This window comes from Halomonas sp. SpR1 (assembly GCF_031010175.1).
In the GTDB taxonomy this organism is placed as follows: domain Bacteria; phylum Pseudomonadota; class Gammaproteobacteria; order Pseudomonadales; family Halomonadaceae; genus Vreelandella.
On sequence record NZ_JAUAMB010000011.1, the window covers coordinates 1 to 12945 of the forward strand.

At 56.3% G+C, this 12945-nt stretch carries 11 protein-coding genes; 6 read left to right on the forward strand and 5 right to left on the reverse strand.

Going from position 1 to position 12945, the window contains the following annotated elements; translation table 11 throughout:
* Nucleotides 1–260 precede the first annotated feature (260 nt).
* The 5 genes from putA to QT231_RS09895 all read right to left on the reverse strand — a co-directional run bounded on the left by putA (nucleotide 261) and on the right by QT231_RS09895 (nucleotide 7813).
* A complete protein-coding gene (putA, locus tag QT231_RS09875) occupies nucleotides 261–3917 on the reverse strand; it encodes a bifunctional proline dehydrogenase/L-glutamate gamma-semialdehyde dehydrogenase PutA (RefSeq protein WP_308336729.1) in 3657 nt (1218 codons plus the stop codon).
* Between the two features lie 123 nt (nucleotides 3918–4040).
* Nucleotides 4041–5534 (reverse strand): sodium/proline symporter PutP, encoded by a 1494-nt coding sequence (gene putP, locus QT231_RS09880; protein ID WP_308336730.1) that lies wholly within the window; start codon nucleotides 5532–5534, stop codon nucleotides 4041–4043.
* A gap of 371 nt (nucleotides 5535–5905) precedes the next feature.
* Nucleotides 5906–6739 (reverse strand): AraC family transcriptional regulator, encoded by an 834-nt coding sequence (locus tag QT231_RS09885; protein WP_308336731.1) that lies wholly within the window; start codon nucleotides 6737–6739, stop codon nucleotides 5906–5908.
* Nucleotides 6740–6775: 36 nt separating this feature from the next.
* Nucleotides 6776–7135, reverse strand: coding sequence for a hypothetical protein (locus QT231_RS09890; RefSeq protein ID WP_308336732.1), 360 nt, complete (start codon nucleotides 7133–7135; stop codon nucleotides 6776–6778).
* Nucleotides 7136–7405: 270 nt separating this feature from the next.
* Complete coding sequence (locus QT231_RS09895) at nucleotides 7406–7813, reverse strand: CBS domain-containing protein (protein WP_308336850.1); 408 nt, start codon at nucleotides 7811–7813, stop codon at nucleotides 7406–7408.
* Nucleotides 7814–8045: 232 nt separating this feature from the next.
* Here QT231_RS09895 and QT231_RS09900 point away from each other — a divergent pair, with 232 nt between their 5' ends.
* The 6 genes from QT231_RS09900 to QT231_RS09925 all read left to right on the forward strand — a co-directional run bounded on the left by QT231_RS09900 (nucleotide 8046) and on the right by QT231_RS09925 (nucleotide 12933).
* Nucleotides 8046–8591, forward strand: a complete 546-nt coding sequence (locus QT231_RS09900) for a YqaE/Pmp3 family membrane protein (RefSeq protein WP_308336733.1) — start codon at nucleotides 8046–8048, stop codon at nucleotides 8589–8591.
* 88 nt (nucleotides 8592–8679) lie between these two features.
* Nucleotides 8680–9549 (forward strand): carboxylate/amino acid/amine transporter, encoded by an 870-nt coding sequence (locus QT231_RS09905; RefSeq protein WP_308336734.1) that lies wholly within the window; start codon nucleotides 8680–8682, stop codon nucleotides 9547–9549.
* A gap of 63 nt (nucleotides 9550–9612) precedes the next feature.
* The gene (locus tag QT231_RS09910) at nucleotides 9613–10557 is read left to right on the forward strand and encodes an NAD(+) kinase (protein WP_308336735.1); all 945 of its coding nucleotides are present in this window, start codon (nucleotides 9613–9615) and stop codon (nucleotides 10555–10557) included.
* 2 nt (nucleotides 10558–10559) lie between these two features.
* The gene (locus QT231_RS09915) at nucleotides 10560–11546 is read left to right on the forward strand and encodes a metallophosphoesterase (protein WP_308336736.1); all 987 of its coding nucleotides are present in this window, start codon (nucleotides 10560–10562) and stop codon (nucleotides 11544–11546) included.
* Between the two features lie 240 nt (nucleotides 11547–11786).
* Nucleotides 11787–12638, forward strand: a complete 852-nt coding sequence (locus QT231_RS09920; RefSeq protein WP_308336737.1) for a rhomboid family intramembrane serine protease — start codon at nucleotides 11787–11789, stop codon at nucleotides 12636–12638.
* A 10-nt stretch (nucleotides 12639–12648) separates the two neighbouring features.
* On the forward strand, nucleotides 12649–12933 hold the full coding sequence (locus QT231_RS09925) for a DUF1315 family protein (RefSeq protein ID WP_308336738.1): 285 nt from the start codon (nucleotides 12649–12651) through the stop codon (nucleotides 12931–12933).
* Nucleotides 12934–12945 lie beyond the last annotated feature (12 nt).

Below are 12945 nucleotides of genomic sequence, written 5' to 3' on the forward strand. Positions count from 1 at the left end.
ACCCTTGCCGTCGGCTAGCACTTCCCCTTGCCGGGCGTGCAGGGGACTTTCACCCCCAAGTCATCCTGAGGCACCACCCCCAGGAACAGCGCCAGTCAAGGCGCTGCGCGCCATGCCTGGCGCACTACAAAAAAGCCACTAACGAGTAGTGGCTAATGATGGATCGCTGAGACAGTGATCAGCGTTTGCTGAGTGCGGGAGGAGGGCGAGCGACCTCAATGAGCCGCTCGCCTCCTCAGCACCTACCATTTAGCGCCAACCTATTCAGCCGTTGCCAATAGGCTGGCGTTACCACCCGCGGCAGTCGTGTCGATACATAGATGGCGCTCAACCACGTAGCGATCCGGCGAGATGGTCTGGGTCTCGAGGGGTATGATGGCTCCGTCGCGCTTGGCCAGCGCTATCCGCAGTTCACGTGTCCAGTCGCTGGCGCCAGCGGCGGCGACCGCTGCAAGGCCTTTGACCTTGCTCACTGTCTCGGCCGAAACGCTTCCGTCAAGCCCGGCCACCGGCGCGCCGGCGTCGGTCAGCGGCTTCACGGCCTGCTCGGCGCCTGGTGCGACCACGACGGCCGCACAGCCCGCACCGAGGGCCTGCGCTGCTTGCGCGATGGCGATATCCAGGGTTGGCCCTAGGCATAGAACCACGCCCTTCGGGTACATCGCCAGGCGGTTACTTTCACCTGTCGGCCCCGGCAGTGTCTGCGGCGTCATATCCAGCGCTGCCGTTTCGGCAAGCGCTTTGCGGATTACACCGCCTTTACCGGAGAGCGCTTTGCGCAGTACCTCGATCCGATTGGGGCGTACCGCCCAGTTGCGCGCGTCCAGCCCGTTAAAGGCCGATTGAAGATCGCTGAGTGATACGACGTTCCCCTCAGGAGCTTCGTGGCGCTCAGCCTCCGCGGTGCGACGAAAACGATTGACGTAGAGCGGGCCGCCGGCCTTGGGCCCAGTGCCCGAAAGTCCTTCGCCACCGAACGGCTGAGAGCCAACAATGGCACCGATCTGGTTACGGTTAACGTAGACGTTGCCGACATGGATGCGTTCGACGATTTGCTGCACGCGGTCGTCGATGCGGGTATGCAGTCCAAAGGTCAGCCCGTAGCCCTTGCCATTGATGTCATCGACCACCTTGTCGATATCTCGCGCCTTGAAAGTGGCTATGTGCAGCACCGGGCCGAAGATTTCACGTTCGAGATCCTCGATACCGCCAACGTCGATCACCGCTGGGGTGACGAAGGTGCCGGTCTCCGGCGCGGCCAGTTTCTTCAGCACCTTGCCAGCTTTCTCTTGTGCTGCCACATAGTCGCTGATTTCGGTCTGGGCATCGGCATCGATCACCGGCGAAACGTCGGTGTCAGTGTTCCAGGGGTCGCCAATGGTGAGTGCGTCCATGGCGCCGTAGAGCATGTTGAGCAAGCGGTCACGGGCCTCTTCCTGGACATACAGCATGCGCAGTGCTGAACAGCGCTGGCCGGCCGACTGGAAGGAGGAAATCAGGATATCGCGCACCGCCTGCTCGGTCAGCGCTGTGGAGTCCACGATCATGGAGTTAAGCCCGCCGGTTTCGGCGATTAACACAGCATCCGGATTAGCGTTCTCGGCCAGCGCCTTGTGGATGATCTGGGCCACCGGCGTTGAGCCAGTAAAGCAGACCCCGGCGATCCGTGGATCGCTGGTCAGCGGGCCGCCCACCGTCGGGCCATCGCCAGGCAGTAGCTGCAGAGCTGCTTCCGGTAGGCCTGCTTCACGCATAAGTTCAACTGCGCGTGCAGCGATCAGCGGCGTCTGTTCAGCGGGCTTGGCGATTACCGCGTTACCTGCCACCAGGGCAGCAGCGATCTGCCCGGTGGTGATAGCCAGGGGGAAGTTCCACGGGCTGATGCAGACGAAGATGCCGCGGGCGCTGCCGGGCTCTTCCGCATCCAGACGCTCGCCTTCGTTGGCGTAGTAGCGCAGGAAATCCACCGCTTCGCGCACTTCGGCGATACCGTCGAACATCATCTTGCCCGCTTCACGGGTGGTGATCACGGTCAGTTCGGCGATATGCTCTTCGTAGAGGTCGGCGGTGCGGCGCAGTACTGCGGCGCGCTCGGCCGCTGGGCGTGCAGACCACTCTTTGAAACCTTGTTCGGCGGCGTCAAGGGCAGCCGTTACCTCTTCGGGGGTGGCTTCATGCACCTTGCCGATCACCCGCGAGCCATCGGCAGGGGAGACGGCGTCACGAGCGGGCCCCTGGGGGGCAGGGCTTCCCACCAACATGGGGCCTGCTGTCCAGGTAGCGTCGGCAAAGTTCTCACGCGCATTGAGCAGCGGCAGAATCGAGGCGGGCTCGTTAATCCGATAGCCCTTGGAGTTCTTGCGATCAGGCGCAAACAGCTCACCGGGCTGACGGATCAACGGGCTTGAGACATCGTTGCCGAGCTGTTTAAAGCCTTCAATGGGATCCCTTGAGACGTCGCTCGGCGGAATTGAGCTGTCTACCACCTGGTTGACGAACGAGGAGTTGGCGCCGTTCTCCAGCAGGCGGCGAACCAGATAGGCGAGCAGATCGCGGTGCGCGCCGACCGGTGCGTAGATGCGGCAGTGCGTGCCTTCCGTCTCCTTGACGATGTGGTGCAGCGATTCGCCCATGCCGTGCAGGCGCTGGAACTCGTAGCTGTCTTTGTCATCGCCTGCCATCTCAGCTACGGCGGCGCAGGTGTGGGCGTTGTGGGTAGCAAACTGCGGATAAATACGGTCGCGGCGGTCGAGCAGCATCTGGGCGCAGGCCATATAACTGACGTCAGTATTCACCTTGCGGGTGAAGACAGGGAAGGTCTTGACACCCATCTCCTGGGATAACTTGATCTCGGTATCCCAGTAAGCGCCTTTTACCAGACGTACCATGATCTTCCGGTTAAACCGCTCGGCCAGTTCGTAGAGTGTCTCTATTACCGGCGCTGCGCGGCGCCCATAGGCTTGAACGACGACCCCAAAGCCATCCCATCCGTCGAGGCTGGGGTCGGCCATTAGTGCCTCAATCACGTCGAGGGAGAGATCCAGCCGATCCTGCTCTTCGGCGTCGATATTGAAACCGATATTGGCCTTGGCTGCCTGCTGCACCAGCTCTTTGGCCCGTGGCAATAGCTCTGCCATCACCGTGTCGCGGTGGGTGTATTCATAACGCGGGTGCAGCGCTGATAGCTTCACCGAAATGCCGGGGCTGCCGCGTACATCGCCCTTGGCCTGCTCGGCGATGGCGGTGATCGCTTTGGCATACGCTTCATGATAGCGAACGGCATCTTCGTCGGTGCGCGCCGCTTCGCCCAGCATATCGTAGGAGTAGGTGTAGCCCTGTTTCTCGAGCTCGCGGGCATTCTTCATGCCTTCTTCAATGGTCTGGCCAAGCACGAACTGGCGGCCGAGGATCTTCATCGACTGGCCAACCGCCTTACGCACCACTGGCTCGCCCATGCGTCGTACCAGGCCGCGTAGTGCCCGTGTTGGGCCCTTGGGGTCTTCTTCCAGCACCTTGCCGGTTAGCAGCAGTGCCCAGGTCGAGGCATTGACCATTGACGAAGAAGATTTGCCCAGGTGAGCGCCCCAGTCGGAGGGCTCGATCTTGTCGTGGATCAGGTCGTCGATGGTTTCCGCATCGGGCACGCGCAGCAGCGCTTCCGCCAGACACATCAAACCGACGCCCTCGGTGGTCGAGAGCCCGTACTCAGCCAGGAACGCCTCCATCATTGAGGGCGACCTCTCCTTACGCACACGCTCTACGTATTTGGCGCCGACGGCAGCGACCTTCTTGCGGTCATCCTCCGACAGCTTGATACGCTCGACAAGCCCGTGCAGCACATCTGCCTCGTTGGCATCATAATGGCTGCGAATGCGCGAACGTAGATCACTCACGTCGCTATGCAGATGGTCGTTCATACAGGGTCTCTCCTTGCTAGCCGACACTTTGGCGTTACTGCGTCGGTTAGGATGTAATCGTTCTCTAACCTGAAGAGGGCTCCCGCGGGAGCCCTCTTGATACGCTAAATGTATCCTGAGCGCTTATTTGCGTTCGATATGCTGATATTCACCGGCATCGTCGGTGGCATTGCTTACTACGATGATGGCAATGAAGGAGGCGATAAAGCCAGGGATAATCTCGTAAACGCCCGGGCCACCCATAAAGGAGCCGTTCCAGCCGAGGGCAATCCAGATCATTACGGTGAGTGCGCCCACTACCATGCCGGCGATAGCACCATTGCCGTTGGTGCGTGACCACATCAGCGACAGGATAATCAGCGGGCCAAAGGCTGCACCGAAGCCTGCCCAGGCGTTACTGACCAGCCCCAGAACCTGGGAGTTTTCGTCAGAGGCAATAAACGCTGCCACAATGCCCACCAGCACTACACTGACACGGCCAACGGCAACACACTGCGCCTCAGTTGCATTCTTGTTCAGGAACAGACGATAGAAGTCTTCGGTGAGTGACGAAGATGCCACCAACAACTGACTGGAAACGGTGCTCATGACGGCAGCAAGCAGTGCCGCATAGAGGAAACCGGTAATCAACGGATGGAACAGCAGATTCGCCAGGACAATAAAGATGGTTTCCGGATCTTCGATATCCAGACCATTACGGATGGCATAAGCGCGGCCAAAGATACCCAGAGATACGGCACCGATTAGGGAGATAAGCATCCAGCCCATGCCGATGTTGCGGGCAATCGGTACATCCTTGAGTGTCCGGATGGCCATAAAGCGCACAATGATGTGCGGCTGACCGAAATAACCCAGCCCCCAGGTGACTGCAGAAAGCCAGCCAATAAAGGTTAACCCCGAGGTCCAGGAGAGTAGGGTGGGGTCGACTTCATTCAGCGTTTGCGAGGCCTGAGAAAAGCCGCCACCGCCTTCACCAAAGAGTACCACCGCCGGCATGATCACCAGGGCCAGCATCATGATGCAACCCTGTACGAAGTCGGTCATGCTCACGGCCAGGAAGCCGCCAACAACGGTGTAAATCAGTACCACACCCAGCGTAATCATCACGCCCATGGCGTAGTTGCTCATATCGCCGAAGTTGTAAATGCCTGAGAACGCACTTTCAAACAACTTGCCGCCAGCCACCAGGCCTGAGGCCGTGTAAACCGCGAAAAAGACCACGATGACGATGGCAGATACGGTGCGCAGTGACATGGAGCGGGTCGGGAAACGGTTTGCCAGAAAAGCAGGGATGGTGATCGCATTGCCATAGTGAACGGTCTGTTCACGCAGACGAGGGGCGACCAGAATCCAGTTGAATAACGCCCCCACAAGCAAACCAATGCCGATCCACGCGGAACCCAAGCCAGAGACGAACATTGCTCCGGGCAAACCCAGCAGCAACCAGCCGCTCATATCCGATGCACCGGCCGACAGAGCAGCGACTTTAGGGCTTAGGGTACGTCCACCCAGCATGTAATCTTCAGAGGAAGAGGTGGATTTGCGCATCGCATAAATACCGATGGCAATCATGAGCACAAAGTACGCAATGAGACTGATCCAAACACCAATAGCCATGTAACTTCTCCAGTTCGTCAGGAAGGAACTAGGTCCGACCTATCAGTGCGGTCACCGGGTAGAGCCCGGTAGTAAACCGCGTTATTTTTATTAACCCTGTTGTTTATTCACGTCAGAAGGCCTAACGAGCATCCGCCACGAATCAAGTCAGCGAACTGGTTGGTACCTTTGTAAGCAGTGATCCCTATATTATTGTCGACCATAAGTTAGTTTCCTGTTCAGGAGTTCAGGTTAATGATGTTGATGAGTGGCTCACTCATCGTCTAGCGACATACGCAAATAAGCGAATGTAGAGTGCTGCCCCCTTTGGTGTATGTTGATTTCAGGGCAAAACGTGTCAATTTCGCGGCAAGAACAGTTGTTATACGACTTTAGTAGAGTTCTTGCTGGGCTGCTAGCGACCCTAAAGCAGCGTTTGATGGGCTAATGGCAGCCGGTGGTACATCACCTTGGCGTAGTTTGCGTGGCGACAACCCATAACTGCGGCGAAATGCATGGGAGAGTGCGCTTTGATTGGCAAAGCCGGTTTGAATCGCAATATCGGTAAGAGGGAGGCGGCTTTGCAGAATCAGTTGGCGGGCCGCATGCAGACGCTGGCGTTTGACGTACTGCCAAGGTGAAAGCCCGGTTTGGGCACGAAAGCAGTCGGAAAAATGCGCTTCGCTTAAACAGGCGAGCCGAGCTAAATCGGCGACGCGAAGGTCTTCGGCAAGGTGTTGACGAATGAAGCGGTTAATCCGCGTTAAGTCCAGGCGCTGCTGAGCAGTGTTGGCGGCTGACCCCAGGCGCGCTTTAAGGGAGCCCAGCAGCGTAGCGGCCAAGCGGTCTTGCTGAAAGGAGTTAGTCGAGGTGTCAAACCCTTGAGCAAGTTCGCTTTGCATAAACGCTAAATAGTGTTGCAGCGCGTTATCCAGGCCAAAAAAACGCGGCGCATCAAACAGCGCTACCAGTTCGCGGTTTTCACCAGTGAGCGCGGGGGCGTCTTCAGGTAGGTCGAATATTAGTTGCCGGTTATGGCCATAACCCGAGTAGTAGTGCTCGTGATTAGCGGGCACGATACAGCCCGAAAAGGCATTGACTCGTCCGCCCAACCCTTCAATTTCAAATTCGGATGAACCACACAGCGTAATCACAATTTGATGAAAATCATGGGTATGGTGATGGGTGGCGCTGGCTAGTGGTATTTGTCGAATGGTACTGGGCATGCAGTTCTCCTTAATCGCAATAGGTCTCTTGAGCCGCTACTGCTGGCGGAGGGCCGTGTGGGCGGACAAGTGGTCGCGCAGGGCCTGAAGTTCTGCCTGCCCCTCTTGATTGAGCAACGGCTTGCCCTGAGCCACCATCCAACGGCGTCCGTGCTGCTCCATTAAGTGCGCGGCACGGCGCCTAATGCCGTCCAGGTACTCATTGTGCCGAATGGGGTAACCGATTATCGCATTCCACTCGGTTTCACTTACTTGGCTATTGAGCGCTTTATCAAACAACTCTAGTAAGTCCTTGGGCTCAGTGCGGTAGCGAGGGGTGCTTGAGGTCATTAGCACCAGCATGACTGCACCAATCACCAGCAAGCACACCCCAAACACCAATAGATACAGCGCCATTCGCGGTGCTCCCAGGCATCATGAATTAAAAAAATTGCCTCTAAATTATACGCTTGACATTGCTTGGGTCGAAATTTTTACTTTTTTTCGAACTTTTCCTTCATCGCGTGTCTGAGTATGTACAGGCAACATCGCGATAGCAGTCGCTAAAGTTGTTGTCCTGGCTCTATTGTTTTGATCCCTTGCTTCCGCTACTCACTGAGTAGCGGTTTTTTTTTGTCTAAAGCTTTCTTCTGCCAAAAAGCTTACCTAGAACGTTTCACAACCCTATTAGTGGCGGCGTATAGCCAATAGCGCTACCAGAATATCACGTCGTGTCACAATTCCTACCAGCCGCTGCTGCTCAACCACTGGGTAGATTTTAGGTTTTGAACCAAGCATCTCCTGGGCTAGGTCGGTTATGCTTTTATTGGGGGAGACGCTGAGTACTTCGTGGCGCATCATCTCTTTCACCAGTGGCGCTTCGTCATCATGGTAAATACTGTCCAGCACACGGCCCATGACATCCTGCTCTGAAATAAAACCGATTAAGCGATCGGCCTCATCCACTACCGGCGCGCCGGGCAGACGGTGAAGTGCCAGCCCTTTAGCCAAGGTGGTGATCGAGGCGTTGGGTGAGACACGGTAGCAATCGCGGGACATGATATCGCGAACGATGCCGGGGGTTGTTTTATTCATCATGGACACTCCTTGCTCATTTTATTCATCGCAATGGCAAACAGGGTATCGCCAGCAAAGCGATCTGATCTAAGTGCTAAAGTAGCAGCGACTCTTTCACTGTAGGTGATTTAAAACGCATTGTTCAGCCAGCAAGGCATCTTTATTCAACGCTGTAAGTACTGAATTTTCTAGGACGTTAATTTTCCAACCAGTTAAATGAACCGCAAATTAACGCATTGAGGAGCCACCCATGGATGCACGTGAGTACTTAAACCGCAAAGGGGTGTGTCTTGACCGAGACCCAGATCGGCCGAACACCTTGGAAGAGAAAGCCTGGGAGCGTGCGCGGGGGGCCGGGCACCAGCGACCAAAATCCGGGACGCCCCACGATTGGGAAGATTGGGAGCGCCACCACGATGACCTTGCTGAAGGGGCTGAGACCCTGGAGCAGAAAATTGATAAAGAGGCTCATCGTCTTGCCCAAGAGCGGGCCGCAAAGGGCGCGGCTGAGTCCGCTTCCAGCACTGTGGAGCACTTCACACCGCCGCCCAAAGCGGAACCCGCGCCTGCCCAGGTCGAACCACCCAAAGCGACTTCCGGGCAGCAAGCAGAGCAAGCTGTACCGGAGCCTGGCGCGCTGAAACTTGCCTATTATGCGCTGGCGATACTCCTACCACCGCTGGCGGTGGGTTTAACCCTGGGGGGAGGCAAGCGTGTAGGCTTGGCCGTGCTACTAACGCTAGCGGGATGGCTGCCCGGCGTTGTGTATGCCGTTTGGTGGTTGCAGCAGCGTTAACTAACGATCCTTATAGACGTTTACTGCTTGGCAGCCTCATCCAAGTGCGTATAATCCGTGTAAACTAAATAGTAGATTGAGGTTTACGATGGGTTATCTGATCGGCGTCACCGCCCTATGGGCCTTCTCCTTTTCGCTGATAGGGGTTTATCTAGCGGGTCAGGTCGACAGCTACTTTGCGGTGCTTCTGCGGGTCACGCTTGCCACGCTGGTATTTTTGCCGTTTTTGCGCCCCAGCCTGCTGCGGGGTAAGCAGCGGTTGGCACTGATGGGGTTGGGCGCCATTCAGTTGGGCGTGATGTACACCTTTTTCTATCAATCTTTTTTGCTGCTGTCGGTGCCTGAAGTTCTGCTGTTCACCATCTTTACGCCTGTCTATATCGCACTGCTGGATGACCTGCTGTTTGGGCGCTTTACGCCGATCTATATAGTCACCGCGCTGCTCGCCGTGGTTGGGGCAGGGGTTATACGCTACGACGGTGTTGATAGCGGTTTCTGGGCAGGCTTTTTAGTCGTGCAGGGGGCAAACCTCTGTTTCGCGCTTGGCCAGGTAGGCTATCGTCGTCTGGCCGCTGACCTACCGCCCACCCTGGCATGGCACAACGTCTTTGGCTGGTTCTTTATTGGCGCGATGGTAGTGGCGTTGCCCGCCTATTTGCTGTTTGGCAACAGCGCCGCGCTACCGACCACGTCACTACAGTGGGGCGTGCTGGCTTGGCTAGGATTGGTGGCGTCTGGCGTCGGCTATTTCGCCTGGAACCAGGGGGCCACCAAAGTAGATGCTGGCACGCTGGCGATTATGAATAATGCGCTGGTACCGGCAGGGTTAATTGTCAATCTAGTGATCTGGAACCGCGATGCGGATATTCCACGCTTGTTGTTGGGGGCGCTTATCATGGCCGCCTCTCTATGGCTCAACCACTGGTGGTGCCAGCGCCGTCAGGTAGCCGTTAGCTAAGCCTATTTGCCCGATAGCGGAGGTGTCTCCATAATGGCAGCTTACGTTAGCGAGAGTCGGCCCATGAGCAACACCTTATCAGCAGGCGCTAAACCAGGGACTGTGTCGCCCTCCAGCGATCAATCAGGTAGGCCCTTTAAAACTATCGGGCTGATTGGCCGGCTGGGGAGTGACAAAGTGGTCGACTCCCTGCAGCGGTTGGTGACCTATCTTATTGCCCATGATTACGCGGTGTTGGTAGAAGACCGCACCGCCACCGTGATACCACACCATGGCCAGCCTGAAGCCAGCCGCCGTATGCTGGGTGAGCTGTGTGACTTGGTGATTGTGGTGGGAGGCGATGGCAGTCTGTTGGGGGCGGCCCGGGCCCTCTGCCGAAGCGGTACGCTGATTTTAGGCGTTAACCGTGGCCGCTTGGGGTTTCTTACCGATATTTCTCCAGATGAATTAGAAACCCGCGTCAGTGAAGTGCTGGCGGGGGAATTTGAGGTTGAACAGCGCTTTTTACTCGATACCGTGCTTTACCGTAACGGTGTAGCGGTAGGTAATGGTGACGCCTTGAACGAAGTCGTGCTGCATCCTGGCAAAGCGGTGCGCATGATAGAGTTTGAGCTGTTTATTGATGGCCAGTTTGTGTATAGCCAGCGCAGCGATGGCTTGATTGTCGCTACCCCCACCGGCTCTACGGCCTACGCGCTTTCTGGCGGTGGGCCAATTATGCACCCCAAGCTGGATGTCGTAACGCTGGTGCCGATGTTCCCCCATACGCTATCGAGTCGCCCCATCGTGATTGACGCCGCCAGCGAAATACGTATTCACATTGGCGAAACCAATCAATCCTATCCACATATCAGTTGCGATGGGCAAACCCGTGCGGTGGCCAAGCCCAATGATGTACTGGTGATTACCCGCAAGCCTGAGCGAATCCAATTGGTGCATCCTATCGGTCATAACTTCTATGAAGTGCTGCGCAGCAAATTAGGCTGGAGCCATCGGCTGGGGGATTGAACATGGAGGGATACGACCTTATTGGCGATGTTCATGGCTGCGGTGCTACGCTGGCCTCACTGCTGGAAAAATTGGGGTATCACCAGCGCAATGGTGTGTATCGTCACCCCCGCCGTAAAGTAATCTTCCTGGGCGACCTGATTGATCGCGGGCCGCGAATTCGCCTGGCAGTGACCATCGCCCGTCGAATGGTCGAGCAGGGCGAGGCATACATCGTCATGGGTAATCATGAATATAACGCGCTGGCGTACACCCACCCTGGGCCGACAGGTAGCCATAAACGCTGGTTGCGCGAGCATACGCCGCGGCATAATCGTATTATTCAAGATACCCTGGCGCAGTATCGCGACTATACCAACGAGTGGGAAGACACTTTGGCGTGGTTTAAAACCATCCCGCTATGTTTAGAAATCGATGGTATCCGCGTGGTTCATGCCTGCTGGGACGAGGCGCTGATTGAAGAGCTGAAACAGCGTCGTCCAGATGGCTGCATGGACACGCAGTTTCTGGTCGAGTCCACCGACTCTTCCACCCAGGCGTTTAGGATCCTGGATCGTCTCACTCGAGGCCCCCATGTCTCACTGCCCGAAGGTATTGCGATACACTCCGGAGATGGTTTTAGGAGGCAGAGCTTTCGTGCCCATTTTTGGGCCCAGGCACCGCAGCAGTGGGGCGATGTGGTCTTCCAGCCGGATAACCTGCCCGGTGATCTTGAATCCCGTGAATTGACCGATCAAGAGCGACAAAAGCTTAGCTATTACGGGCCAGAGCAGCCGCCGCTGTTTATCGGTCACTACTGGTGCGAGGGTATACCGGCATTGCCGACGAATAATATCGCCTGTCTGGACTATAGTGCCGTCAAATATGGGCGTTTAGTGGCTTATCGCTGGAGTGGTGAGACGCTCTTAAATGCCGATCATTTTGTCTGGATTAAAGTGCCAAAAGAGGAGCGGGCGCTGCCTAAACCCTGGGAAATCGACTTTGATTAACCGCAATGATTAACAGTTTTTCATTTTATTACATAAAATTACATATTTTTTTCAAAACGGCTGAACTAACCCTGACGTCGGCTATCAGAGTAAGTGTTCCCTTGAATGATCCCTTGCTTTTATTCTCCGGCGGTTCCTACCGCCGGTTTTTTTTCGCCTGAATGTTGGCAGCCGTGCGGTATATTCAATACCTAACCGCTGCGGTCAGTATGCCGCCAGCGTCTTGATTAGAGGGATGTTATGCGTCCAGTGATGCTTCTGCCCGATCACGCGGATACGAGCGAACTGCGCCAGGCGCTTTGGCGCCATCGCATTGGCCACCGCATTACCGATGAGGCCGACGGCCAACTGTTATGGATCGCCGACCCACGCCAACTTGATGCGCTTAAAGCCCTAGTCGAACGCTGGCAGCAGGGAGAGCCCCTGGTGCTTCAGCAGGCTGCTCAACGTTCACGCAGTATGACCAACTCCTGGGCATCGCTGAAACAAGTGCCGGTGACGGCGCTGATGATTGTCATTAGCCTGATGGTATTTGCACTGATAGGTGTTTTTGGCGACCAGTTGATTGTTACTTTAACCATTGTGCCGATAGGTATTTCAGGTGGCGAACTGGTATTCGGCAATCTGACACAAACGCTAACCTCGGGCCAGGTATGGCGCTTGTTATCGCCCGCTTTTCTGCACTTTGGCTGGATGCATTTAATCTTCAATCTAATGTGGGTGTGGTATTTCGGTCGCCAGATTGAGGCGCTCCAGGGCAGCCGTACCATGCTACTGCTGCTTATTGTGTCAGGCATTGGCGCGAATGTGGCGCAGTATGCCACTGGCACCGTGCTGTTCGGTGGTATGTCAGGCGTTGTTTACGCCTTGCTGGCCCATGTCTGGTTGATGTCTCGACGGGTGCCCGGCAGTGGTTTCTTCGTACCCCAAATGCTGATGGTCTTTATGCTCGGATGGATGGTGTTCACCATGACCGATATGGCTGGCAGCGTTGGCTTTGGCAACGTCGCTAATGAGGCCCATTTGGGCGGCCTACTCGTGGGGCTTGTCACGGGCTGGTATTATTCATCCCGCCGTTTGAAAAACCGTTAAGAGGCCTGCAATGAGCGAAATGACGTTCGAAAAAATGATCAACCAGATGACCCCAGCGATTTATGAGAGCCTTAAACAGGCCGTTTCGCTGCGCAAATGGCCTGATGGTCGACGCTTAACGCCGGAGCAGACTGAGCTCTGCCTGGAAGCCGTCATGCGTTTTGAGGTGGAGAACAAGGTGCCGGAAGAGAACCGTGTAGGCTACCTAGAGCAGCGTACCTGCGGGGCGGCGGCTAGTGGTGCCGGGGTGACACCTGAGATGGCGGGCTTGGCACGGGACGCCACGCGTGATTGAAGCAGCAGTACC